Origin of the sequence: Haladaptatus caseinilyticus (assembly GCF_026248685.1) — an archaeon.
Lineage (GTDB): Archaea > Halobacteriota > Halobacteria > Halobacteriales > Haladaptataceae > Haladaptatus > Haladaptatus caseinilyticus.
On sequence record NZ_CP111042.1, the window covers coordinates 259,621 to 285,703 of the forward strand.

A 26,083-nucleotide genomic window follows, 5' to 3' on the forward strand; every position below is an offset into this window, starting at 1 on the left:
TCTACTTAAATTTGTGGCTGCCGGAATAATTGCTACCGGAAATTCATTTGACATTTGAAAAACTAGCCATATGATCATATCGTCGGGTGTTTCCGTGCCATCGAAAACCACGCATATCGGGAGTCCCCCGTGTTCACCGACGATTCGACCACAGCGAAGTTGTCGGAACCGGACGACTGACATAACCGCTAAAACCATCTTGGAAAATACCACGAAATGGCTGACCGTCACTCGAGCTTGATTGGCTCCCCACGGTCGGCAGACTCGTAGACAGCCTCGATTATCTCGACGGCTTTGCGCGCTTCCGGCCCATCGAGCATGAACGGCTCGTTAGAATCTAAGGCGTCGAAGTACGCCTCTATATTTCGACGGTGATAGTGGTAATCGATGGACATCGGATCAGCGGAGCCGCCTCCACTCGTCGTTTCGGTGAAGGTCTTGCGGATCTCGGCGTCTTCTTGATGCTCCTCACGGAACTGCCACGTTAAGAGCTCGTCTTCGAGGACCTCTACGGTTCCATTACGCCCTCCGAGTTGAATGCGCTTCAGCGACCCCGGGTACATCGACGTTGCACCAAGCAACTGACCGACCGTACCGTCGCGGAATCGAAGCACGGCCACGGCGGTGTCCTCCACCTCGATGAGGTCGCCTTCATGCGCAAGTGTGTCCACATACGCTGTTACTTCTGCGACTGGGTTTTCGGTTGGTGGGATGTCCATCCCTGCACCAGCCAGCCACTGAACAGCGTCAACGGTGTGAATCGACTGATTCATCATGGCACCGCCTCCGTCGAGCGCTTCGGTTCCTTGCCATGAATCTTCATAGTATGCGTCTTCACGCCACCACGGCACGTACGCGTTCGTAACGGCAAGTCGCCCGAATCGCTCCCCAGCCGCCGCAGTATACATCGTCTCGATCACGGGGTTATATCGTTGTGGAAAGACGCCCCCAAGTCGAACGCCCGCTTCCTCACAAGCCGCGATCATCGCATCTATGCGTTCGGTCGTGATCTCGAGGGGTTTTTCGCATAGAACGTGAATACCACGTTCAGCAGCGGCGAGCGTTGGTTCAAGATGCGCACCGCTTGGCGTACAGATGATGAGTACATCCGGTTCTGTGGTGGTCAGCATCTCTTCCGTGTCTGAGTGGTATGTACACCCGTAGTCGTCGGCGAAGGCTTGTCCTTTGTCTTCGGTTCGGCACGACCCTGCAACGAGTTCGGCATTCGGGAGGTCGGCGATCGACTTCGCATGCATCTTTGCTACCGCTCCAATGCCTGCAATTGCAATACAGTAGTTATCCGTCATTGAACAAGGATACATTAGGGTGTCACTGCAAAAAAATATCGATTATCTCACCAGCGTCGAAACTATTAACCCCACTACGTCCATCCGTACAAGGGATAACTATGTCAGAAGACAGCACACAGAACGAAACGTCGAGTGCCTCAAATACATTCACACTCTCGGGATTCGCCGACGAAATCGACCCCGATCTTGAAATACAGTTAGACCTGCTCGAAGAACTCGGCATCGACTACTTTGATCTCAGAGGCATCGACGACACAAACGTTCTCGACCTTCATGACGACGACCTCGAACGTATACGAGACGCCATCGAGGAGCACGGACTCAGTGTCTCTTGCATCGGGTCACCGATCGGGAAAATCGATATAACCGAAGATTTTGAGCCTCACATGGAACGCTTCGAAAGAGCCATCGAGGTCGCGAAATTTTTCGATGTTGAGTACATTCGGATCTTTTCGTACTACATTCCCGAAGGTGATGACCCCGCTGAACACCGAACGTCGGTAATGGATCGTATGCGTTGGAAAGCCAAGCGATCCGAAGAATCGGATGTGACTCTCCTCCACGAGAACGAGAAGGATATCTACGGAGATACGGCTGAGCGATGCCGAGACGTTCTCACGACTGTTGACTCTCCAAATCTCCGCGCAGCGTTCGATCCGGCAAACTTCGTCGAAATTGGCGTCGAGGCCTATCCATACGCGTTCACACTTCTCGCCGAGTACATCGACTATCTCCACGTCAAAGATGCCGAGATGGGGGAACGTGGAGAGATCCGCCCAGCTGGACAAGGTGATGGAGGCTTCAACGAGTTGGTGCACGTGCTCGAAGAGCGCGGCTTCAGTAGCTTTGCATCCCTCGAACCACATCTCGCGTTTGCCGGGCGAAGCACAGGATTGAGCGGTTCCGAGGGCTTCAAGACTGCGGTCGATGCGTTCCGCGATGTCTTGGACGACGCTGATGTGAACTACGTTTAGACGAGTCTCAGAGAAGCGACCGAACGTGTTCAAGCGCCTTCTCCGGATCGCCGGTTGGTGTGAACTCACAGCCGATGTATCCGTCATATTCGCTGTCCGCGATTGATTCGAGGATGTTTTCGTAGTCCAGTTCACCCATTCCGGGTTCGTGGCGACCTGGATTGTCAGCGATGTGGACGTGCCCAATGTATTCCACGTATTTTTGAAAGGTGTGAATGATATCGCCTGCCATGATCTGTTCGTGATAGATATCGTAGAGGACTCGCACGGCAGGGCTACTTACTTCCTTGATTATTTCTACGCCATCTCGAGCGGTACTCACGAAATGGCCGGGGTGATCGACTCGCGTGTTCAACGGTTCGAGCAATAACGTCACGTTGGATTTTTCGGCGACCGGTGCTACTCGTCGGAATACCTCTACCACTGTTTGGCGTTGAATTCCGCTGGAACGTCCGAGAGTGTGTTACCGGCCTTGACGTTCAAGTTTCGACAATCGAAATCTTCGGCGAGAACGATGGTCTCCTTGACTTGTTCGACCACCTCGTCCACCGTTGTCGGATCGTTCAACGACGGTCGGTTGCCGGAGAGGTAAACGAATTCAAGGTTGTTGACATCAGCTCGCGCTGTGATAGCTTCGAAGTCAGCATCCCACCCGTACAGTTCGAACCCGTCAAATCCCACGTTTGCGACGCGGTCGATGCGCTCAGCTAGCGTCCCTTCGTCGAACACCATGTTCAGGTACGCAGAGAGTGTGACCATAGATTACAAGTGGGCTCGATGACAAAAGTAAATTGGTAAATGGTACCTGTTTTACCAAAAGGAAGTCACCCTACAAGCTGGCGAGGAATTCCGCACCGTGCTCGATCGATGCCTCCGGGTCGTTAGGATTATCGTGTTCGTAGATGAACCACTCGACCCCGGCATTACGGGCGGCGTCCGCGCATGCCGCCATATCCACGTCTCCGGTGCCGATCTCGACCGGATGGCCGCCGCGTCTAGCCTCCCGATCGAGCTTGACATCTTTGAAATGAACTAACGAGGCACGGTTGCCGAGACGGCCGAGCAACTCCACAGGTTCATGACCGCCGGCGAGGGCCCATCCAACGTCGAGTTCGATGTCGATGTCTGTTGCTTCAAGGAGGTGATTGAAGGCGCTCTCCCCATCGACATCGACGAACTCGTGATCGTGATTGTGGTAGTGAAGATTCCAACCGTACGCGTCGAGTTCGGTAGCAAGTTTTTCGAGACGCTCGACTGTCCGCTCGACGTTCGAAATCGAGGTGAAGCCTTCGGGTGGGAGGTACGGGACGACTGCCTCGGAGACGCTGACGGTCTCGTACGTGTCGATCACGCGATCGAGATTTTTCTCGAAGAGGTCAGTACCCACGTGCGCTGCGATCACGTCGAGGCCCGTTTCCGCGAGTGTCTCATGGATCTCTTCTGGGTTTCCATCGAGTGGGGTGTGTTGGCCGGAGAACTGAATCCCGTCATAGCCTGCGTCCGCAACTCGTTCGAGTACATCCGGAACCGACTCGTTGAGTTCTCGGACACTGTAAACATTGATTGCTGTGTGAACCATACTTCCACTATCGTAGACAATCATCTTTGCTTTAAGATTGTTGATGTAATTCACCGACTCTACTTCTTAATACTCGCGTTAGTTAATTCCCAACAACGAAGATAGATTCGGCGCGGCGTTGCTATCCGAAATTGGATCTGTTGCGAATGGTTCCGACGCGAAACTGGTCATCTTTTCGATGATGATGGAGAACTCCTATGAGAGATCAGGAGATGCTCGAACAATTTGAGATACTAAGTGTTCGAGTCGAGAAATAGAGAGTTGCCTTCGTCAAATATATTTAATTACAATGTTTACGATCGCACGGTATCGATAACTCCGCGAAGATATCCCACGGTAAACCCACGGGCACGGTGACGCCAATCATCGTCCCCAACCATCTTCGGAACGTGATCCGGAATAACGACTCCATCAAAACCGATGTCGTGGAGGGTTCGAACTACCTCGACAGTATCGAAATTCCCCGTATCGACGAAAGTTTCGTGGAACTCCGGAACTGTTCCTACGACGTCTCGAAAATGGATAAAAACGATTTGATCACGCTTGCCGAATCGATGGAGGACCTCGGAGACGTCTTCACCCATCTGGGAAAAACAGCCCAAACACAGCTTCAAACCGTGATTGTCACTCGGAACTAGGCTCATCGCACGCTCGAAGTTCCTGACGTTACGGAACAACCGAGGGATACCGCCGAGCGACTCTAATATGGGTGGGTCGACTGGATGCAGTGCGAGGTCGACACCTGCTTTCTCGGCAACTGGAAGAATCGTCTCGAGAAACCCACGGTAGTTATCCCAAAATTCGGATTCAGTATACTTCCGATCAAGTCCGGGGGCGAGAGCATTCGGGTCATCGATTTCGGCGAGATTGAACCCAGTTCCGAGCGCTTGACCACGCGTTTTCACTGGATCCGTCCGCATCGGTACGACACCGCGCGGGTTCCATTGATACCCTAAAATAGGGATGTCGGCTTCCCCGAGATTCCGAATGAGGGTCGTAATCTGTTCAAGCGACTCTTCGCTCCCTTCTCGACCAAACATGATATCGCCATATAGCGAATAGGGAAGCGATTGGATGCCTGTGAGACTCAGACCCTCTGCTTCGACCCGCTCGCGGGCTGTTTCTAACTCCGAGACCGAGGGAATCGCGTCTCGGCCGACGGAAACGGTATCTGACCCATCCCGGTCGTTGAATTCATCGGGTTCCTCGTCGGTATCTGCGTGATCGACGAATATGTCTGTTACACCTAATTGACGGATGTATCGAAGACGATCCTTCGAGAGGGTACGTGTCCGGACACCGACCCGGACATCGGAATCTCGGCTCAACTCTGTATCAATTCGATCGTTCTCCATATCCCCACATCGTACTGAAACACATAAACATGATTGGCAGCAAAAAAACAGGTTATCCAGACGTTCCCATTGAGTCGATACGGTGATAAACATACTGCTGGGTTACGAACTTCCGTTTTGACGACGAACAGCAATTGTGACGGTTTGTGAATTGGGTCCTTTGTCGAGTCCCGGTCTGATCGGAGAACGTCTCAAGAACCTGGTAGTAATTGCCGTAAATGGTAATCGATCACCCTATTTGGTACTGTGGATTTTTTACTGTGGAACTCTGTAGTTTGGGTATGACTCCAAGCACGAAAAAAGCAAAAAACAAAATAAAATCAATCGACACATCTTTCGATATCATTGAATACCTCATGGAAGAGGATGGTGCTGGAGTGACTGAACTGGCGGATAACTTGGGCCGCTCTAAGAGTACGATACACTGCCATCTAAACACACTCGAACAACGTCGGTACGTGACACAAGTCGATGACGTGTACCGAGTTGGATTGCGGTTTTTAAATCTTGGTGGGTACGCGGCACAATCCAACGAGATTTATCGACTTACGAGAAGCGAAGTGGACGAGCTCGCAGCTGAAACGGGGCTCGCTGCCCAGCTCGTTGTCGAAGAGCATGGCAAGGGAATATTCGTTCATCAATCGAGAGGCAACAAAGCAGTCCAAACGGATTCTCGTATCGGTACTGAACGGTATCTACACTGTACGGCGTTTGGAAAGGCGATGCTTGCATACTATTCGCCTGAACGAGTGAGAGACATTCTCGATAGACACGGAATGAGTGAACAAACCGCGAAAACGACAACGTCTCCGGAAGAATTATTAAAGGAATGTGAGGAAATTCGGTCACGCAACGCGGCGTTCGACGATAACGAACAGATTGAAGGGATTCGGTGCGTTGCGGTGCCGATCCTGACGAACACGGAAGACGTTCTCGGAGCGATCAGCGTTTCTGGATCGACTCGTCACATGGATAATGAAACGTTTCGAAAGAAAATCCCCGAGTTGATCCAGCACACTGTGCGCGTTATCGAGATCAATTACGCGAATATTTGATTTCAATACTATAAACGTATATGAGCATAAAGAATCATACCACTACATTGTGCTTATGGAAGTATGAGGTCATCAGAAGCTGTTCAGCAGTTATCAAACCTTTACATACATAGTGTTGTAATTCCCTTGTCGTTCCCTATTATCGAACAGTCAGGACGGATAGCTTGTGAAGCAGGAGTTGATTAAACACAGCTATTCCATAAATTCTGATGCGGACGGTGACTGACTCACCATCGAACGGTATTCTCGGTTGTGTTCGATAATCAGGAACAAGTGTCGGAGATGCTAGGACTGTGGGTTTACAAGTGAACGCTCTCTTCTTTCGTTAGTGTTGTCGTCCTCATCGGCTGCCCTACGCTTTTCCCTTTGACCCTCGTGCGTAGGGAACCGTATACATTCAAACTCCTCGTACTGCGCCGTCTCGAGGAAGGCAATCCGTAAAGCCGTTCTGAATAGTGTGGTATTACGAGCGTTTCGTGACCATGCAACCGGAGTATAGTCTGATAAACAGGCACGAAGTGGAAAACGTTTTCCCGATTTGTGCGGATCAGGACATCGGAGTCGTTCCGTGATCATTGCTCGCCCGTGGTTTCCTCGCTGGTAAGTACGAACGTATCGACCCCATCGATGCCGATTCGAGGCGGTTCACGGAGGAGAGGCGCCCCAAGAAACACTTTTCGGATGCCGCATGGACGGTGCTCGAGGAGGTCCACTCGCTCGCAAACGAGCGGGATGCAACTCCGGCACAGATTCGCCCTGCATGGTTGCTGCACAAGGACGTAGTGACTTCACTGATCGACCCGACGTGGTCTTCGGAGGAACTGTGATAGTCGGATGTTCGACCGGCGTCAATAATACGGCCCCTAACCATCGATACCGGTTAAATCGGTATCGTCTATCCTCGGTCTGGTATTCGGCTATCAACGAGTAGTACGTACTACGGTCGTTGGAGGAGACGAGCGACAATTTATAATGCTCCTCTTTAGATACTATCGTATGAAACAAACACCGAATCCGAGCGTTACCTCACGCGCTCGGACGGACAACACTCATTGGCTCACGTTAGTGCTGTACGTCGTCGTTGGCGTCGTCACTACGATCTACACGGTTTGGACGCTCCTCACCGTTCGCACGAGCCCGTATAGCTTTCTCACAGGTCTCATACTTTCTGGGAGCGCCTTGTTGAGTTTGTTCGTGTACCTCGCTCTGTTTAAGGATACGATCTATCTCTCACACACTGATTCCCAGTGGAAGCCCAGTTGGGTTCGATACTTTCTGCTGGGGTTCGGCGTCCCGCTATCATGTTATCTGCTCCTCGGGGGAGTCGTCTCCCTCGGGAAATCGACGCCGCTAATCGTCGTCTACTCGTTGGTCTTTTCCACGATGATAACATGTGTAGTCTATCTCCACTACCGTCGTCGGTACGTCGGACTCCCGTTACTAAGTGCGGGATGATGGGTTCGTTGTTTACTGTCAATTACCGATATTACACGAACACGATCTCATTTCCAGATTATAATATAGAATATTAATAAAAATGCATATATAGGGGGGAAACATCCACTCATGATAGACCATGTCAAACACAGGTTGTAGTAGACGCAAGTATATGAGCCTCGCCGCTGCAATGGGAGCCGGCAGCCTTGCTGGATGCTCTGGTGGAAGCGGTGGTGGTAGCGGTGGCGGTTCGGATAAAATTACTGTCTGGTCTGATGCGTTCGACTCCCAAACGCCGAAACTCAAGAAATTGATGAGCGACTCGGTGGACATGAAGGTCGGATTTTCGGACATGCGCTATGACAGTATCAAAAAGAAGTACCTCACCGGAGCAAAAACTGGAACACCCGATATCGTCGAAGCGACGCCGAACCACCGGGGTGATTACGTCTCTGCGGAGTTAATCGAACCGCTAACTGACCGGGTAGACAAATTGGATTATAAGGACGGCTACACCGGTTTAGATACGATGAAATACAACGGGGATATCTGGGCCCTCCCCTACATCGGAAACGGTCGGGGCTTCGTCTACCGGCAGGATATACTTAAAAAATATGGCTTTGATGTTCCTGATAAGTGGTCGGATTTCGTCGAAATGGGCGCTGAAATCACCAAGAAGGAGGACGGAATGCACGGATTCACGCTCACCAGTCAGAAAGGGAATACCCGTGGCCTCCAGGAGTTCCTGTCGTTCCTCTTCCAGCGGGTCGATACAATCTTCGAACCGGATGGTGACGAGTGGAAACTGGTGCCAACTGCCGAGGACTTCGGCATCGTCTTCAAGGAGTACTTTTGGGACCCCTTCTACAAAACGGATAAACCCGCGACGGATCCGAACGCGAGAGGAATCGATTCCCTCGCTCACGACATCGCCTACGTGAACGGAAATTACGCTGCGATCTCCACTGGCCCGTGGATTCCAGGACTGGCGAGCGGTTCGGACGATACCAACAAACAAGCGATGAAGAACTATCGGAACAGCGTCGCGACACACAATCCCCGGGTCGAAGGCGGCGAGAAAGGAACGTACATGGAAGTAAAGCCCGTATTCTTGAACAAGAATTCGAAGAGCAAGGGTGATGCGTGGAAGGTGGTTAAAGCGGCCACGAGTCCGGAAGGAATCAAAACGTTCCTCGAAGAGGATCCGGGTAATCTCCCGGCCCACGAGGACGTCGAATGGAAGGTTCCAGAGCAGACGAACAATCCCGATTGGAAGGGGTTCAAGGAGGTCTTCAAAACCGGGAAATCCTACGGATTTTGGAGTGTCAGTAAAGTTTCAACGACTTGGTTCGACCTCTCACAAAAGGTGATGTACAACGACATCGATCCGATGAAGGCGGGTAAGCAACTCCATGAAGAGTGGTCTAGCAAAGCAGGGGAAATCTAAAACGTCTGAATTTCCTGGCATTGCCGACTCGGACTCATTGGTATCACGTCGAAAACTCACGTCTTTCCGAGCTAATTCTTGAACGAGACGAATCGCGCTTCCAAGTTCACTTCGAAGTAAATCGCGTCAGAGAGGATGCGATGGGGCCACAGGTTCGATTGCTATCGAGTTCACTACACTCGAAACGGAAGACAAGGACGGTGCAGTGTGTCGCTCTCGTTCGTCTCTCAGCACACTGGGCCCGCACTCCGAGTAATTGATTCGATAACGGGCTTGACCTTCGTACGTTTGCTCCAAAAGAAGTCGAAAACGAGATGCTATTGGGACGGACAGTGTTTAGCTTCCGTGCATTCCACCGCTTGCGAGTCCCTCGACGATGTAACTCTGAACGAGGGCGAAGAACACGATCGACGGTATCGCAGTGACGGTTGCTGCGGTGACCGTCGCTCCCCAGTTGATCGTGTTCGCGCTCTGGAACAGGAATAGACCGAAGGGAAGTGTGCGCGTCCCTCCTCCCTGCGAGAGGACGGACACGAAGAGGAAATCGTTCCACGATGTGACGAAGGTGTAGAACGATGCCACGGCGATACCAGGCAGTGCGAGCGGAATGATCACGTGGTAGAGGGCAGTAAGATGGGAACAACCGTCTATCCGTGCGGCGTCGTCAAGCGCTTTCGGAATCTCGTCGAAGAACCCCTTCAGTAGCCACAAGGCCAATGGTAGCGCCCGCACGCAGTGTGCAAGGATGATTCCAAGATAAGTATCGACAAGGGTCAACGAGTACATCATCAGGAAGAACGGGATGATGATCAATGCAGGAGGCAACATCTTCGTCGACATGAAGGCGACGAGCAGCATTTTTCGACCCGGATACGTGAACCGACTCAGTGAATACGCCCCTAGAATTCCCAACACGAGCGTTATCGCAGTCGTACTGAACGCGATGATTATGGAGTTGACGAACAGTGACTGAAATTGTGGATCGGTGAGCACCATCTCGTAATTGCCCAGCGTGAAATTCTTCGCCGAAGGAATGATAATGAGATGGTCCGCTTGAATGATTGCACCTGATTTGATCGTCGATAACGCGAGCCAAGCTACCGGAACGAGAAACCAGATGAAGTACAGGGCCAGTGCGGCATACACGCCGACCGCGTATTTGAGACTGTGTTCATCGCCGACCCATGCGTCCAAACGGCCGATAATACCCGTTTTTCTGTCTGCTGTGTGTTGGTTTGTAGTTGCCATCGTTGTTCTATTGTCCGCGGATTGTGGTTTGATATTCGTTCGATGTCATTATTCTGTATCCTCCAATACGATATAGACGACCGTGAAAATTGCCAATAGGGTGAGCATCACAGCACCAACGGCCGATGCATAGCCCAATGCATATTCACGAAACGCCTGTTGGTATACGTAGGTCCCGAGTACTTCGGTTGCATTCACAGGACCGCCGCCGGTCGCAATATAAATCATCTGGAACGAGTTGAACGCTGCGATCGTCTCAATGACGATCATTATCATCGAAATGTAGGAAATATTCGGTAGGGTAATGTATCGAAACTTCTGGAGACGCCCAGCGCCGTCTATTTCTGCAGCTTCGTAATACTCTCCCGGTATCGATTGCATACTGGCCATGAGCGCGATTGCGACGAAGGGAGTATCCTTCCAAACCCGTAACATCGTTACGAGTGGCAGTGCGAGCGATTTGTCCCCAAACCATGATTTGTTCGGCCCACCGAACATCTTCATAACGAGATTTGCGAGGCCGTAATCGACCTGGAACGTCCAGGTCCAAATGATCACGATTACCACAGGCGGGATAACCCACGGAACCATCGATAAACTACGCAATTTTCCGATTCCCGGAAGATTCTCTTTGAGCAAGAGCGCGAGCCCCAGGCCGAGAAGGTACATCGACACCACGGCCCCGACTGTCAGGAGTATCGTGTGTTTCAGTGCGAGCGTGAACACCGGATCGGCGAACAGCTCGTGGTAATTCACCAACCCAATCCACTCGACGTCGTTGGGGTTCAGGAACGATCGTGAGTGGAAACTAATCCAGAGGGCTTGCACGGTCGGATACACGATGATTACCAACATCATCACCGTCGCAGGTAGCACGAGGCCGTACCCGACCCACGTTTCACGTGTGAACCACTCCGCCTCGCCGAAAAATCGGCGTACGCGATGAAATCTATACTCTTCTCCCGTAGGTGTGGACATCGATTGTGACAATTACCGATGGCCATATAAAAATTTATGCCACAAATTGGCAGGAATACGTCCCTGATATACTATGATGGCTTCCTTTCCAATCTTCACTTCTTCCGACGCCTCAAAAAGGTCCTTACATTGTACAACCCAACTCCTATCAATAGATCTCCAAAAGACATATATTAACAATTCACAAATATACTCTACAACAATGGCGGATCTAGAGTTACGAAACTTCACAAAGGTTTACCAAGCGAGTTCGACGGATCCGATCATCGGCGTCGATGACCTGAACATTTCTCTCGAAGAGGGCAATTTCCTCGTCCTGGTCGGCCCATCCGGATGCGGGAAATCAACCACACTCCGGAGTATCGCTGGTCTCGAATCGGTATCGGATGGTGAAATTCGAATCAACGGAAAAGTCGTTAACGACTCGAAACCGAAGAATCGGGATATCGCGATGGTATTTCAAAACTACGCACTCTATCCCCATATGTCCGCACGGGAGAACATGAGCTTCGGGCTCAAGATGACCACGAATATGTCGGACGAGGAAGTCTCGGACCGCGTCGAACGTGTCGCTGAAATGATGGGGATCGCGGATCTATTGGGCGATAAGCCAAAAGAACTCTCGGGTGGGCAACAGCAACGCGTCGCCCTTGGTCGTGCAATCGTCCGCGAACCACAGGTGTTCCTGTTAGACGAACCGCTTTCGAATCTCGACGCCAAACTTCGAGCACACATGCGTACCGAAATCCAAGAGTTGCAAAACGATTTGAACATCACCACTGTGTACGTCACCCACGACCAAACGGAGGCGATGACGATGGGGGATAAGATCGCGATACTCGATGGTGGGAAGTTACAGCAAGTTGGCACGCCATTGGAGTGCTACTATACTCCAAAGAATCGGTTCGTCGCGGGGTTCATCGGCGAACCGGCGATGAACTTTTTCGAGATGGAAGTCGACGAGAGGGATCTCCTGAGCGACGGAATCAGCTATACCCTATCCGAATCGCATCTCGAGTCGATACGTGACGAGACCAGTGTAATACTAGGAATTCGCCCGGAAGATATAGAACTCGCCGACGAGGCGGATGATAATACGGTTCGTGCGAATGTCAACGTCATCGAACCGCTCGGCGATATCAATTACATGCATGCCGAAATTGGTGGCACTGAGTTGACCGTGAAAATACCCGGTGAACGGTACGTAAAGCAGGATACGGAAGTCATTCTAACGTTTCCCGAGGAAAAGCTCCACCTGTTCAGCGGCGAAACGGGCGACGCACTTTGCAACCGAAGCCTGCCGACGGACGAGTCGTTCCCCGCTCAACTAACGCTGGACAGCAACTGATCAGGTGTTGCAATGAGTGCCGCTTCTACAAGCGGAAACGGGCGCGAAAAACGATTTTTAGCTATCCTGTGAGAGTTCCGTTGCAGGAATCACATCATCGACCTTCAAGACGAGGTTCGCGGCTTCCGTCGCACTGACTACTGCGTTCCGTTTTACCGCCGCTACATCGACGATTTCGGACGCGTATGCGTCGATCGAATCTCCCGTATGGATATCTATCCCTGCATTTCTCATGCCGGAATCGTGAACGGCTCGCAGGTGAGAAAGCGCCTGTATCGAATCAAAACCCGAATTTTTAGCGAGAATACACGGGATTTTTTCCAATGCATCCGCGAAGGTCTCCATCGCTAACTGCTCGCGACCACTCGTCTTCGTCGCGCTTTCTCGAACGCTTCCGGCTAATTCAATCTCGATCGCACCGGCACCCGGAACGACTCCGCCGTCGGAGAGCAATTGTGCGCCGAGGTCGATCGCATCGGTGATACTACGTTCGAGCTCCTTCGCAACCATCTTCGTCGACCCTCGGAGAACGAACGTCACGGCAGGTGCATCTTTTCGTTCGAGATAGAACGTGTTTTCCGATTCGGTATAGCGAATATCCGCTCCTCCCGCTTTATCATGTATCTCTGTAGTGAGGTCGGAAACAATCGGACTATCCAGCAGACGTGCTAAAAATTCGATATCCGGCTTGGGAGTGAACCGAGATATCGGGATTCCTTGCTTAGCTAACAGCTGCGCGATTTCGTCGTCGACGCCCTTCTGACAGAACACGACGTCGACCCCGGCCTTGGCGATACGGTCTACGATCTGACGACGCGCACGCGAATCCCGATCGACGAACTGTTGATATCGATCCGGACCGCTAACATCGATGACGAGATCACGCTCCGAGTCGTCGAGTTCAATCGGTGCGTCGACCAGTAGTATGGAGGCATCGTCGAAGTCCAGGGACATGTCCTCGACGATGGGGGATTTTTCGATTACAGCGCCGGAACGTATCTCGGAATCGCCGATTCGTTGGCCGGGATGGCTAGTGACTGCGATACGTTCGGCGTAATCTCCCTCCTCAGAGCCGTCGATTCGTCGGAAGACGTCGACGAGTAGTTCGGATAGCGCAATCCTCTCTGCGTCGGATACAGTTCCGGCGAGAGCACTGGCTATTGCCTGTTCGAACAACGGATCGTCTTCGCTTTCGACGCTCGTAGACGACGTTTTCAACTCGTCGCACGTGAGCGAACTCGCTTTGCGAAATCCGGCGACGATCGTCGTCGGGTGAATTCCCCTGGAAAGGAGATCCCGCACACCTCGTATCAATTCCCCCGCGATCACCACTGCTGTCGTCGTCCCGTCCCCCATCTCTGATTTCTGTGCAAAGCCCACGTGGGCGATCATCGTCTCGAAAGGGTCATCGATTGCCAACTTTTCCAAGACGGTCGCTCCGTCGTTGGTGATCGTCACGTCGCCGTTCTCGTCGATGACCATCTTGTCCATCCCATCGGGCCCCAGTGTGGATCGAAGCGCCCTTGCAACCGCTTGGGCCGCTCTAGCGTTGTGAAACTGCACCGCTCGCCCTTCTCCGTCGTCGGAGGAACCCCACCATTTCTTATCTTGTGTGGTAACTTGAGCCATATGATAACCCCTTACGTGGACATCCATAAATACGTTATGCGGCTGAATAGTAACGAAAAGAATCGTTGTACGATACTCTGATTCATCGTAAACTTCCCCATCCACAAAATATAAATTCTCTCGAAAGATTATGTGATTTACTCATGGAAAGCGAGATAGGTAATAAGACGGATAGTAGTGCGACCGGTACGAATCGGAGTGAGCCAGTCGAGAACATAAAGATCGGATACATCGGCGGTGGGAGTCGTGGATGGGCGTACACCTTGATCAACGACCTCGCACAATGTACGACGATCGCGGGCGAAGTAGTGTTGTACGACCGTATTTTCGAGAGCGCCAAGCGAAACGAGCGGTTCGGAAACTGGGTTCAGGATCGAGAAGACGCAATCGGTGATTGGGAGTACACCGCGGTCGAAGACCGTGCGACAGCGCTGGATAATGCCGACTTCGTCGTCCTTTCGACGCAAGATCCCCCGCCGGAAACTATGGCTCACGAGCTAGATATTCCCGCCGACTACGGTATCTACCAATCGGTTGGCGACACGGTTGGCCCCGGTGGAACTGTGAGAGCGATGCGTACCATTCCGGTATATCGGGATATCGCTGCGGCCATTCGAGAGAACTGTCCAAACGCATGGGTGGTGAATTACACAAATCCGATGACCATCTGCGTTCGAACGTTGTACGAGGAGTATCCGGACATCAATGTGGCCGGCTGCTGTCACGAAGTATTTCATACCCAGGAACACCTGGCGGAACTCGTCGGGAAGTATCGTGATACCGATCAGCCGTCAAGAAAGGAGATAGACGTCAACGTGAAAGGTATAAATCATTTCACGTGGATCGACGAGATGAGTTGGCACGGAGAGGATCTCCATCCTCTCCTCGAAACACATCTCGAGGAGGAGATCCGGAACCGGTCGTTCAAACCCGGTGCCTTGGACGACGAGTCCTATTTCGTCGACAACGAACTCATCACGTACGAACTTTACGAACGATTCGGTACCTTCCCGGCTGCAGGCGACCGTCACTTAGCGGAGTTCGTTCCGTGGTTTCTTACAGCCGATGACAAAACGGACGTACAGCAATGGGGAATCCGTCTCACGCCAAGCAAGTACAGGATTACCCGTCAAGAGGACGCCCTTTCGAAGTTTCACGACCCGATGAACGGTGAAGAGGAGTTCGAATTCTTCGAATCGGGCGAAGAGTTCGTTGGCATCGTCAACGCCCTATTGGGATTTGACGAGTTGAAGACGAATCTGAACCTGCCGAACCGGGGACAAGTCTCGAACCTCCCCGAGGATGCTGTCGTCGAGACGAACGCGCTGTTTACCGAAGATTGTGTCACACCGCTCGCTGCTGGAGCGCTTCCCAGACAGGTTCACAACCTCGTCAGTTCGCACGTCGAGAACCAAGAGACGCTGATCGAAGCAGGGTTTACGGGTGACGCCGATCTCGCGTTCCAAGCATTCCTCAACGATCCACTCGTTTCTATTTCCATGACGAATGCACGGGCGATGTTCAACGAGATGATCACGGCGGTTCGGCCCTATCTAGAGGGTCACTGGAATCTCGAGAGCGCTTCAGTGATCAATTGAGAGACATCTCGTCGTTCGATACCGTTCTTGGTTTGTCAGTAAGACGGACGTAGTGGCTCAATTTCTCCGGAATACCCTCTACAATCGGTTCGTCCGTACTTTTCTCGCGTACTTTCCACGCTACAAAGCGATTTCTCCCAAAAATATTCCCCTGTGAACAACCTCGAACAAATTTTAAATATACCCGCTACGAACACTAACATGGTAAAAATCAATGGAAAAGGTATTAGTTACTGGCAGTTTCGGCCGGTTAGGTCGCTGGACGGTCGATATGCTGACCGACGACGGGTATACGGTCGTTGGCGTTGACAAGACACATCCGGGCTCGGGAGCGAGAACACGGGACAACGTGGAGCTCAAGTCCTGTGATCTCTCGACACAAGGTGCGATCGATGAACTGATTCACGAGGTCAACCCGGACGCAGTCGTACATCTCGCGGCCATCCCGAACCCGGAAGTATATCCGGGTACGCAGGTGTTCGAAAACAACGTAATGAGTACGTACAATGTCCTCAACGCTGCAGGGAAGGAAACCATCCCCGTCACGTGGGCATCGAGCGAGAGCGCGTACGGATTTCCGTTCGCAGAAGAGCCGGTTCTACCGGATTATCTCCCCATCGACGAAGCTCATCCCCTGCGGCCGGAGGATCCATACGGTTCGTCGAAACTGGTGAGTGAGGACATCGCCGATGTCGTCACACGCCGGTATGATATCCCGATCGCCAGTCTCAGAATTTCGAACGTGCAATATCCGGGCGAGTATACGGTACTCGATGGTCGCGACTCGCTACGGAACGGGGTCGGTAATTTCTGGTCGTACGTAGACGGGCGCGATGTAGCGAATGCAGTCGTTCGAACACTCGAAGCGGACCTGTCGGGCCACGAGTCCTTCGTGATCGCTGCTGACGATAACTATCTAGGGAGACCGACGACGGAAGCGGTCGAGGAGTTCTTCGGTGGTCTCCCGGACGCTGTCTCGGTAAGTGGCGAGGATTCCGCGTTGAGTTCGGAAAAGGCGAAGCATGTCCTCGGTTGGAATCCGAATCACACCTGGCGAACGGCTGCCGACGAGAACCAACCCGTACCGACGCTCACGAAATGAGTGTAGTATCGAAAAGCGAAGTCACGAAGAACGCTCCCGAATCATCGAAGGTCGAGGACCGTTTGCAGCCATGAGGGAGACCGTTATTACATCGACGAAAAGTGTTGTTCCCCTCGATGACTCCATCGAGGGGACCCCCTGGGCTCAAGCCACCCCTCTCGGTGTCGACCAGTTTAACTGGTATCGGAACGGACCAAAGCCGTCCCTGACCGCACGAACCCTGTACGATGATGAGGCTCTGTATCTACACTTCCAGGTGGAGGATCACCACATCTCGTCTCAGGTGACGGCACTGAACGGGCCGACGTTTCAGGATAGTTCGGTCGAACTGTTTGCGGATCCGAATCCAGACGAGGATTCACGCTATTTCAATTTCGAGGCGAACTGTTGTGGCTACTTCAAACTGGCTTGGCAGGAGGAAGGTTGGCAAGAACGCGGTATCGGTCGCGACCTCGTTTCGGCGAGTTCGGCCGAACGAATTCGCGTCGAAACATCCATCGAAGGATCGACGCACGAACCACGAGATGACGATACTGGGTGGTGGTTGGCCGCCGCTATCCCCTTTTCCGTACTCCGATCATTGACTGGTGTCGACATCGATCCGAATCCTGGTACCGTCTGGAGCGGGAACGTGTATCGGAGTGGTGTTGCTTCCGATGAACAGAAAGCAACTTGGAATCCCATGCCGACGGAAGAACCGGCGTACCATTCACCGGAGTACTTCGGTCGGTTTCGATTCGATTGAGCGGTTGTCGACTTGACACCGGTTCACATCACTGCGGAGGACTGATTCCATACACTCCTCAACCCATCCACGAAATGTACGATATCAACTGATAAATTCCGTCCACGGACCCTCAATATACGGATATCTTTCGATAACGTCGTGGTTCACCTCAATTCCGAGTCCGGGTTTGTCCGGAAGCGTGAGCGTTCCATCCGTGATTCGGAGTGGATTCGATAGTATGTCGGTTGCGAGCGGATTGGGGTACATTCCCGATCCACTCCCGTCCTCATAGATGGGATATTCGAGGAACGGTGTTCCGGGTGTCGCTGCCGCCAAGTGGGCGTTTGCGATGAGTCCGAGTTCCGTTCCGAAGTGGTGTGGGACGAAGGTAACCGGCGACTCTCGACAATAGTCGATGACTTTTCGACAGCCGGAAAACCCGCAATGTTGTCGCACATCGCCTTGCAGATAGTCGACACCACCGGTCTTTGCAAATTCGATCAGATCCTCTGGCATCGCTTTGCTTTCCCCACCGGCCAACGGGACACCCGATTGTTTCGTGAGGGCTGTATACTGTTCGTGGTCGCTCGGTTCGAGCGGCTCTTCGATCCACCGTACGCCATACTTTTTGTGCTCTGACACAAGGCCGATGACGGTATTCAAATCGTACGACCCCTGTCCGAGCCCCCACCAGGTATGGCCATCGACCATGATGTCTATCCGATCATCGATAGCATCGTGAACCCGTCGTATCATCTCTCGGTCTTCGTCCGGCCCTCGGCCAGCATGGTATTTGTATCCACTGAACCCTGCTTCCATGACGCGTTTCGCTTCGGTGGCCACCTTGTCCGGAGAGAGGTACATGCCTCCCGACGCATAGAGTTGAATCTCGGGTGAAATGTCGTCTGTCTCGCCTAGCAGTTCGTACACTGGGACGCCGTTTTGTTTGCCCTTGATATCGTGGAGCGCGATGTCGAGGGCTGCAGTGGATCGAGACTTGAACTGCTGTGAGAGGGCCGTCTGCCGGATGATTTTCCCCACAGTTTCTATCGATGTGATCACTTCTCGTTTCAGACTGGGAGCGATCGCCCGTTCGATCACGTTCACGAAGTTATCGAGTGTTCCATCGTTCGAGAACTCCCTCATCACGGAGCTACTGGCGTCTACTGGCGCGTACCCTATCTCCCCATCGACCGTCTCGACAGTTATGAGCACCAAATCGCGTTTGAATATTCGTCTTCGACCACTGTAGAGTTGATATTCTCGCGGGGGATCGAGTGGGGACGACAGGTTATATGCCTGTATATCAGCAATTTGCATCTCTCTGCATTACAGTACACGTAGATGGTTTATATACTTATTCTCCTGTAACAATTGCTCTCTCGTTGGATAGCCGAGAATCATCACCGATTATTCACCTACCAATCGAAAATCAAGGTTTTACGACGCATGGCGAGTCGCCCCGTTAGAACCCGTCCTACTGATATCCCGACTTCTCGAACCTACGTTCGGAATTGTCGAACGTATCACTGTGGGTTCCTTTTTGTCTGAATAAGATTTACAGTACTAATGCTGTAACGGGTTTATACACTAATAGTTCATGAGGTACGGATTCAGATTCGTTCGATATTATCGAACATACCGGTCGAAACACTTGAATCGGTGATTTTAGCCGTTCCACTGACGAATTAGTGTGGGTGTGGACCGAAATACGCGAAAAGGATGTCGAAAGCCTCGGAACGGACGTCGCCCGGGATTAGGAGTGAAACGCGTTCGATTCCGAGAGAACATCTGACGCGTCGAGATCCCAATCAATGAGATAGCTCTCTTCCGCAGCGATGAGTTCAGCGAACAGTTCCCGAGCAGTTTCCGTCTGGAGCGTCCTAACTTGGGGATCATTGAGGAACGCCTGGAACGCGAGATCGACGTTCCCGTCATCGACAGCCGCCTCGATGAGCGTCTCATGGGTTTCGACGTGGGAGCAAAGCTGTGTTCGAACCGGTCGCGGAAGCGATCCGGCGGTGATCGGTTTCACGTTGTTCGGTGTGATCAATGCATTCGTCTCGACGACTGCCCCGTCGGGGAGATCGGAAACCTGACCGTGATTCGGGAGGTTGACGTGTGTCTTCATCATGCCCCCATTGGTAAGCGTCTTGATGAGATCGACGGCGATTTCTCCGGACTCCGCGAGCGAAAACTCCTCTGTGCCGTCCATCCAGGACTTGACGTCGTACGTCTGATGATCTGTCGCGTTGTCTTCCCAGTGCTGGCTGCGATATTCGCTCGTCGTGCGTTTGACTCCCCACCGATTGAGGTCGTCGGGCATCGCCCCTTGAATGAACCACGGTGCATACTCGACCAAGTGTCGGTCACCCGCTGCGGGAAGGACCCCAAATCGACGATAGAGTTCAAATGTTACCTGATTGTTGTCGACAAACGGATCCTCATCCGCCATCTCCGCCACACTGAACTCCCGCAGCGCTCCTTCCTGTTTGAGGTGATAGTCGATGACTTCGAAGAGATCGATTCCGCGCCAGTAGGCCTCGTCAACCCACGTGAAATGGTTGATCCCTTTGACGTTAATGTCGATCTCATCGCGATCAGGACGTCCCTCGTCGAAGTATTCGCCCACGAGGTCGGCTAGCATGTCTTGAGCGTGGAATACCTCGTGGCACAATCCAAGCACATTGATCTCGGGGAACGCTTCGTACAGTGCCCGGGTCGCCCAGGTCATCGGATTTGTGTAATTCAATACCCATGCATCGGGGCACTGTTCACCGATGGCGGTTCCCAACTCTCGATACACCGGGATGGTTCGCATCGCACGCAGTATCCCTCCAGGGCCGATAGTCGCAGCGACGGCTCCGTATATCCCGTACTTTTCCGGAATATCGAGGTCATGGACGAAGGTCTCAGCAGGGTTGAACTGGGTCGAGAGAATGACGAAGTCTGCGCCGTCAAGTGCCGTGGCACGGTCTTCGACCGCGGTGTACTCCCAGTCACCGACGGCGTCCTCTTTATTTTGTACCCAGTTACCGAATTTCGCATTGAGTTTGGCACTCTTGTGGTTGACATCGTACAGGGCGACCTCACCCTTGACATCTGTACAGAGGGCAAGGTCACGGAACAAGTTCGGTGCCCACTGTCGACTACCACCTCCGATGTACGTGATTTTGACGCGATTGTCCGGGAGCTCTGGGAGCGATTGCTGTCGGCTGCTCTGGTCGATCAACTGCTGATCATTCACCATGGACAGTAGTATCTTTCAGGGGGGTCTTAGGTGTTGTGCTAAATATTTAAATAAGTGTACATTTCCCACACTTCGAAGATACGAACGGCGTGAAAAACGACGTATCGACCCGATCGATCAGATATTCAGCCAGCGGGAAGATTCTATGTGATGTCTCGCACGCTCACTCGTCGTAGGAAAACTCGGTCCATGCACCCTCAACGAACGGATAGTCCTCGATGACGTCCATATCCACGTCGATTCCCAATCCCGGTCCGTCCGGAACCGTCAACACGCCGGAATCGATGTTCGGCGTTCCATCGACGAGGTCAAATGCCAAATCGAACGGGTACATTCCTGGATCCGCGGACGACTCGAGCGCTGGGTCGTTTTCGAAAACGGGGTATTCCAGTAACTCCGCTTGGGAAACGGCCGCAGTGAGATGCGCGTTCGCAATCAACCCGAGCCACGTCCCGAAGTTGTGGGGGACGAACGTGACGTCTCGGTCGATACAGAACTCCGCGGCGTCCCAACATCCCGAAAATCCACCGTGATGGCGCACATCCCCTTGAAGGAAGTCCACAGCACCCGTACGCCCGAGTTCGAGTAACCCCGGGGCGGACTCCTCGCTCTCTCCACCAGCGAGCGAGACTCTGTTGTCGCAGAGAGCGCGATAACCGTCGTAATCGTCCGGATCAACCGGCTCTTCGACCCAATACACGTCGTGCGTCGCGGCATGTTCAACGAGCGATGTGACGGTCTCGGTTCCGTACGACTGACCATCCATCTTCCACCATGTGTGCGCGTCGACCATTATCTCCATCTCGACTGCCTCGACGAGACGTTCGACGATTCGACGGTCACCTTTCGGACCGATACCGGGACGATACTTGTATCCGAAGAATCCCAAATCATCGAGGATTTCGGCCTGCCGTACGTATCCTTCCGGATCCATATACATCCCCGCACTCGCGTACAGCGGCAGTTCTGTGGTCGCTGCCGTGTCGTGACGCTCGCAAAGCAATTCGTAGATCGGCGCCCCGACCTGCTTTCCGAGGAGGTCGTACAGGGATACGTCGATCACGGAACGGATCTGGTTACGGAGTCGTACCGGGAAATCCATCGTTTTGATCAGGGAATGGACTCGTTCGATATCATCGATCGTTTTCCCTTCGAGTTCATCTGCGACCGGCCCGTTGATCACGTCGGCAAAGTTTCCCTGAGATTCGCCGTCGAAGTACTCCCGCATCGCGGAGCTACTTGCACCCGCAGGCGCAAACCCTCGCGCACCATTCACAGTCTCAACGACGACGAGAACGACATCTCGTTTCAGGAGTCGACGGGTACCTGCGTGAAAACGACGGGACTGTACTGGGTCGATCGGCGAGGACAGTGCGTATCCATGAACGTCGACGATGTTCATGTACCCTTCATCGATGACAGGGACTTAAATTACTAGCTCGATACGAACGCACTTACTACAGGTCGGTCCCTCCGAGTCGAAATCGGTTGCAATTCCCACCTGAAACGTGCTTCCGATACGAAAAGCGCGATGTCGAGATAGTCCAATAAATATACTTATATCGTATTTGTTGGTAATTATTCATAGTATTCTGTTGATAACAGGACTTATATCCTACGGGATGGATTCTCAACTATGTCTTTGTCAGATGACAAGGTACGGAAGCGTCTCCGAGGCGTTGCAGTTGGTTTGTTGACTCCATTCGGTGAAGAGTCGGAGATCCAATACGAGAAGCTCGAAGAAAACGCCAAATCGATCTACAACGAAGGAATTCGGACGTTTCTCTCAACCGCGAATATAAGCGAATATCATTCGTTGACCCATGATGAGAGGGTGGAAGTGGCCGAAACGAACGTTGACGCAGTGCCATCGGATGCATGTGTACTCGCTGGAGTCGGTGGCAATACGGTGGAAGCACAACAGCTTATTCGAGAGTACGACGACGTCGGTGTTGATGCAATGATGATCATGCCTCCGGATCATACATACGTTCACGAACAGGGGCTCCTCCAGTATTATCGAAAACTCACATCGGTCACGGAGACACCACTGGTGCCGTACGTTCGAGGATTCAACCCGTCGGTCGAATTCCTCCGTGATATGAGCAGTGTGGAAGGCATCGTCGGCATCAAGTATGCGCTCGAAGATCCGTTGAAACTTGGAGCGAGTGTCGCCGCCGGGGATGACGATTTGGTTTGGGTTGACGGTCTCGCCGAACCGTTTTCGATCTCGTTCTGGAACGAGGGCATCGAGGGCTTCTCCGCCGGCGTCAGTAACTTTCGACCGAAAGTCGGCCTTGAACTCTTTGACGCGCTCTCGTCCGGGGACTGGGAATATGCTCGGCAGCTCCGGAACATTTGCCTACCCTATCAGAACTTCCGTGGGGAAACCGGCCAGAACAATACAATCCCCGGAGCGATCAGTGTCCCGGCGGTGAAGAAGGGACTCGATCTCGCTGGCCTCCACGGCGGGCAGGTACGTGAGCCGATCTGTCCGCTTTCGCCGGAGGAAGAACGCCGGGCGGAAGAACTTTATCGACAACTCGACGATGACATCGAACAGGTAATCGGATGATCTCATCTGCCGACCCGCATACGGATTGACGCGTATATCATTTCGAGAGGAACTCATTCGTCTCCCTATGGCCTCGGACGATCTCTGCCTCGCTATAATCCGTTCTGAGATCGAGTGACAGGCCTTTCCCTGGAAGTTGAATTCCCTCACGGTGGGGCATTCCATTCCTCCCCGTCGTCCTGGGGTCGGTAGTCGATTTTTGACCGCGCATGCTCCAGATCGAACCAGCGTCGATAGTTGTCGCTGACGCCATAGAAAACGTCGAATTCGACGTTTTCGTCCTGAAGGCAACAATCGACTTGGTGGGCGAAGTCCCGTCTGGACTGCCACATCGCCTTCATCCGAGCGACCTGTTCGTTGTACTCCGAACTTCCTCGTTCGAATTCTCCTTCTTCCACCCCGTTTTCGGCGTCGCCGTAGGGATGGTCGTACGCTTTGTCACGGACGCTGCAGATCCGCAAGGCATAGAATCGTTTCGGGTACTCATAATTCTCGACATAATAGCGACCGAGGTTTTCACCGAAACTCTTGGTGGTCCCATAGAAGGAATCCGGACGAACGGAAACGGTGTGATCGAGTACGATGTCGGTATCGGGGTGATAGATTTCGGGCGAATTCTCGCGCTCGTACATCCCAACCACATGGTTCGTCGATCCGAAAACGAACGTTTCGACCTCTGCTTCGCGGGCGGCCTCCAATGCGTTGAGCATTCCGATGACATTCGGCTCGAAAACGTCATGCCAAGTCCCATCTACGTACGGATATGCGGCGAGATGAATGACCGCGTCCTGTCCGTCGAATGCGGATCGCATCGTGTCGTAATCCGAGACGTTTGCGATTACAGTGTCGAACCCTCCATACGGATGATTGTCGGGACGATCCGATCGGTTTAAATACGTGAACTGATAATTCTGTCGGTCGTGAAGATGGTCAATGATGGCTGTACCGCAACGACCATACGTACCCGTCAAGAGAACGTTCATCTATTGTAACGACAAGACCGTATATCATAAATCTGTGCTTCGGACGAATGGATGTAGGTAATGATTTGGTTCTCGCAGTTAATCGAGTCGCTTTCGTTTATCCTCCCTAACTGGTTGAATGATCACTGTGCCCGAAACACATATGTGTCGCCGAGGAGAGAACCAAATCATAGGCTCGGATGAGACATGAATTATCGTGGTAGAAAATCGACGATATTCGCAATCAGTGTGCTCGATGTGAGTCACACCGTGAGTGAGGAACCACCGTAGACGATCTATCCACGATCAGTATTGCCTGACACACCGACCACCGACTCAAACGAAACAAGGGAAATCAGCATGGAAATCATTGATATAGAAGCGATTCCGCTCTCACACTCGCTCGACGAAGGCCGCGGTGTCGGAAGTTCGCGTGGAATCCACATCACTCGATCGACGACGCTCGTCAAACTGACGGCGGAGGATGGATCCGTTGGCTGGGGCGAAGCGTTTGCCCCAGCACGAACGACGGCTACCGTGATAGAGGAACTGTTCGCGGACAAAATCGTTGGAATGGACCCCTTTGCAGTCGAATCGCTCGCGGAACAATCCTACATGGAAGGCTATCACTTCGGCGGGAGTGCCATCGTTCAATGTGCGCTCAGCGGAATCGACGTCGCGATGTGGGATCTTATCGGAAAGCAGGTAAACAAACCCGTCCATCAAATTCTGGGTGGAAAGACGACGACGTCGATCACTCCGTACGCGTCGACGATGTACGTCACCGAGTGGGAGCAAGACCCTTCAGAACCGATCGAACGAGCCGTCGAGGAAGGATTTACCGCGGCGAAAATCAAGATCGGCCGCGGTTTCGAAGACGATATCGAGCGTGTCCGAACGGCGCGAGAGATTTTGGGGGATGACGCCGACCTGATGGTCGATTTTAATGGGAACTATCGACCGAAACAAGTCGCTCGCTCCGTCGAGAATCTCTCGGAGTTCGATATCGCGTGGGTTGAAGAGCCGGTTCCACCAGAAAACCATTCTGGATATCGGCAGGTTCGGGATCTCGTTGACGTTCCTATCGCGGCGGGGGAGGCTCATTACAACCGATTCGAGTTCAAACGTCTCATCGACGACCGAACTGTCGATATCGTACAGCCGAACCTCGGTCGGTGTGGGGGGTTTTCCGAAGCACGGCGCATCGCCGATATGGCGACGACGGAAAACGTAGCGGTTCGTCCCCACGTCTGGAACAGTAGTGTTGGATTAGCAGCAGCAATCCAGTTTGCCGCAAGCATATCGGAGTATCCACACTCGGAGTACGTTCCGGAGCCTCTTCTCTTCGAGTTCGACCGAAGCGAGAATCCCCTTCGGGATGAGCTGCTGATGGAGTCAATCGACCCGACAGGTGGCGAGTTGGACGTTTCTCAGGGGGCCGGACTGGGAGTCTCCGTTGACGAAGCCGTTGTGGAGCAGTACCGGATCGATACATAAACGTTCTCGGAA

General features: G+C 52.7%; 23 protein-coding genes. 11 read left to right on the forward strand and 12 right to left on the reverse strand.

What is annotated here, in order from left to right:
- Window positions 1-227 precede the first annotated feature (227 nt).
- Window positions 228-1,307, reverse strand: a complete 1,080-nt coding sequence (locus OOF89_RS23865) for a Gfo/Idh/MocA family protein (RefSeq protein ID WP_266082955.1) — start codon at window positions 1,305-1,307, stop codon at window positions 228-230.
- A gap of 101 nt (window positions 1,308-1,408) precedes the next feature.
- Between OOF89_RS23865 and OOF89_RS23870 the strand changes: the two genes are divergently transcribed.
- Window positions 1,409-2,284: a sugar phosphate isomerase/epimerase family protein gene (locus OOF89_RS23870; protein WP_266082957.1), complete on the forward strand. Its 876-nt coding sequence runs from the start codon at window positions 1,409-1,411 to the stop codon at window positions 2,282-2,284.
- A 7-nt stretch (window positions 2,285-2,291) separates the two neighbouring features.
- Here OOF89_RS23870 and OOF89_RS23875 read toward each other — a convergent pair whose 3' ends face one another.
- From OOF89_RS23875 to OOF89_RS23890, 4 genes are all read right to left on the reverse strand, one after another.
- On the reverse strand, window positions 2,292-2,708 hold the full coding sequence (locus OOF89_RS23875; RefSeq protein WP_266082958.1) for a TIM barrel protein: 417 nt from the start codon (window positions 2,706-2,708) through the stop codon (window positions 2,292-2,294).
- Window positions 2,702-3,043, reverse strand: a complete 342-nt coding sequence (locus OOF89_RS23880; protein ID WP_266082960.1) for an apurinic/apyrimidinic endonuclease family protein — start codon at window positions 3,041-3,043, stop codon at window positions 2,702-2,704. Before OOF89_RS23880 ends, OOF89_RS23875 begins: the two co-directional genes overlap by 7 nt.
- 70 nt (window positions 3,044-3,113) lie before the next feature.
- The gene (locus OOF89_RS23885; protein WP_266082962.1) at window positions 3,114-3,863 is read right to left on the reverse strand and encodes a sugar phosphate isomerase/epimerase family protein; all 750 of its coding nucleotides are present in this window, start codon (window positions 3,861-3,863) and stop codon (window positions 3,114-3,116) included.
- A 293-nt stretch (window positions 3,864-4,156) separates the two neighbouring features.
- On the reverse strand, window positions 4,157-5,218 hold the full coding sequence (locus OOF89_RS23890) for a mannonate dehydratase (protein WP_266082964.1): 1,062 nt from the start codon (window positions 5,216-5,218) through the stop codon (window positions 4,157-4,159).
- A gap of 281 nt (window positions 5,219-5,499) precedes the next feature.
- On the opposite strand from OOF89_RS23890, the gene OOF89_RS23895 reads away from it, so the two are divergent.
- The 4 genes from OOF89_RS23895 (at window position 5,500) to OOF89_RS23910 (ending at window position 9,157) form a co-directional block, all read left to right on the forward strand.
- Window positions 5,500-6,273, forward strand: a complete 774-nt coding sequence (locus OOF89_RS23895; RefSeq protein WP_266082966.1) for an IclR family transcriptional regulator — start codon at window positions 5,500-5,502, stop codon at window positions 6,271-6,273.
- A 575-nt stretch (window positions 6,274-6,848) separates the two neighbouring features.
- Window positions 6,849-7,100 (forward strand): aldo/keto reductase, encoded by a 252-nt coding sequence (locus OOF89_RS23900; protein ID WP_266082968.1) that lies wholly within the window; start codon window positions 6,849-6,851, stop codon window positions 7,098-7,100.
- 169 nt (window positions 7,101-7,269) lie between these two features.
- Window positions 7,270-7,728 (forward strand): hypothetical protein, encoded by a 459-nt coding sequence (locus OOF89_RS23905; RefSeq protein ID WP_266082970.1) that lies wholly within the window; start codon window positions 7,270-7,272, stop codon window positions 7,726-7,728.
- Window positions 7,729-7,882: 154 nt separating this feature from the next.
- A complete protein-coding gene (locus tag OOF89_RS23910) occupies window positions 7,883-9,157 on the forward strand; it encodes a type 2 periplasmic-binding domain-containing protein (protein ID WP_266082972.1) in 1,275 nt (424 codons plus the stop codon).
- Window positions 9,158-9,493: 336 nt separating this feature from the next.
- On the opposite strand, the gene OOF89_RS23915 is transcribed toward OOF89_RS23910, so the two are convergent.
- Window positions 9,494-10,405: a carbohydrate ABC transporter permease gene (locus tag OOF89_RS23915; protein ID WP_266082974.1), complete on the reverse strand. Its 912-nt coding sequence runs from the start codon at window positions 10,403-10,405 to the stop codon at window positions 9,494-9,496.
- 48 nt (window positions 10,406-10,453) lie between these two features.
- Window positions 10,454-11,383, reverse strand: a complete 930-nt coding sequence (locus OOF89_RS23920; RefSeq protein ID WP_266082976.1) for a carbohydrate ABC transporter permease — start codon at window positions 11,381-11,383, stop codon at window positions 10,454-10,456.
- A gap of 202 nt (window positions 11,384-11,585) precedes the next feature.
- On the opposite strand from OOF89_RS23920, the gene OOF89_RS23925 reads away from it, so the two are divergent.
- Complete coding sequence (locus tag OOF89_RS23925) at window positions 11,586-12,731, forward strand: ABC transporter ATP-binding protein (protein ID WP_266082977.1); 1,146 nt, start codon at window positions 11,586-11,588, stop codon at window positions 12,729-12,731.
- 57 nt (window positions 12,732-12,788) lie between these two features.
- On the opposite strand, the gene thsA is transcribed toward OOF89_RS23925, so the two are convergent.
- Entirely contained in the window at window positions 12,789-14,360 is a 1,572-nt protein-coding gene (gene thsA, locus OOF89_RS23930) for a thermosome subunit alpha (protein WP_266082979.1), read from the reverse strand.
- Window positions 14,361-14,503: 143 nt separating this feature from the next.
- Between thsA and OOF89_RS23935 the strand changes: the two genes are divergently transcribed.
- From OOF89_RS23935 to OOF89_RS23945, 3 genes are all read left to right on the forward strand, one after another.
- Window positions 14,504-15,958 (forward strand): family 4 glycosyl hydrolase, encoded by a 1,455-nt coding sequence (locus OOF89_RS23935; protein ID WP_266082981.1) that lies wholly within the window; start codon window positions 14,504-14,506, stop codon window positions 15,956-15,958.
- Between the two features lie 214 nt (window positions 15,959-16,172).
- Window positions 16,173-17,060, forward strand: a complete 888-nt coding sequence (locus tag OOF89_RS23940; RefSeq protein WP_266082983.1) for an NAD-dependent epimerase/dehydratase family protein — start codon at window positions 16,173-16,175, stop codon at window positions 17,058-17,060.
- 70 nt (window positions 17,061-17,130) lie between these two features.
- The gene (locus OOF89_RS23945; RefSeq protein WP_266082985.1) at window positions 17,131-17,805 is read left to right on the forward strand and encodes a carbohydrate-binding family 9-like protein; all 675 of its coding nucleotides are present in this window, start codon (window positions 17,131-17,133) and stop codon (window positions 17,803-17,805) included.
- 84 nt (window positions 17,806-17,889) lie between these two features.
- Here the strand turns inward: OOF89_RS23945 and OOF89_RS23950 are convergent, their stop codons facing one another.
- The 3 genes from OOF89_RS23950 to OOF89_RS23960 all read right to left on the reverse strand — a co-directional run bounded on the left by OOF89_RS23950 (window position 17,890) and on the right by OOF89_RS23960 (window position 22,439).
- On the reverse strand, window positions 17,890-19,002 hold the full coding sequence (locus tag OOF89_RS23950) for a mandelate racemase/muconate lactonizing enzyme family protein (protein ID WP_266083386.1): 1,113 nt from the start codon (window positions 19,000-19,002) through the stop codon (window positions 17,890-17,892).
- A 541-nt stretch (window positions 19,003-19,543) separates the two neighbouring features.
- Complete coding sequence (locus OOF89_RS23955) at window positions 19,544-21,037, reverse strand: family 4 glycosyl hydrolase (protein WP_266082987.1); 1,494 nt, start codon at window positions 21,035-21,037, stop codon at window positions 19,544-19,546.
- Between the two features lie 163 nt (window positions 21,038-21,200).
- Window positions 21,201-22,439, reverse strand: a complete 1,239-nt coding sequence (locus OOF89_RS23960; RefSeq protein WP_266082989.1) for a mandelate racemase/muconate lactonizing enzyme family protein — start codon at window positions 22,437-22,439, stop codon at window positions 21,201-21,203.
- A 234-nt stretch (window positions 22,440-22,673) separates the two neighbouring features.
- Between OOF89_RS23960 and OOF89_RS23965 the strand changes: the two genes are divergently transcribed.
- Entirely contained in the window at window positions 22,674-23,612 is a 939-nt protein-coding gene (locus tag OOF89_RS23965; protein ID WP_266082991.1) for a dihydrodipicolinate synthase family protein, read from the forward strand.
- Between the two features lie 146 nt (window positions 23,613-23,758).
- On the opposite strand, the gene OOF89_RS23970 is transcribed toward OOF89_RS23965, so the two are convergent.
- Complete coding sequence (locus tag OOF89_RS23970; protein ID WP_266082993.1) at window positions 23,759-24,595, reverse strand: NAD-dependent epimerase/dehydratase family protein; 837 nt, start codon at window positions 24,593-24,595, stop codon at window positions 23,759-23,761.
- 339 nt (window positions 24,596-24,934) lie between these two features.
- Between OOF89_RS23970 and OOF89_RS23975 the strand changes: the two genes are divergently transcribed.
- A complete protein-coding gene (locus OOF89_RS23975) occupies window positions 24,935-26,071 on the forward strand; it encodes a mandelate racemase/muconate lactonizing enzyme family protein (protein WP_266082995.1) in 1,137 nt (378 codons plus the stop codon).
- Window positions 26,072-26,083 lie beyond the last annotated feature (12 nt).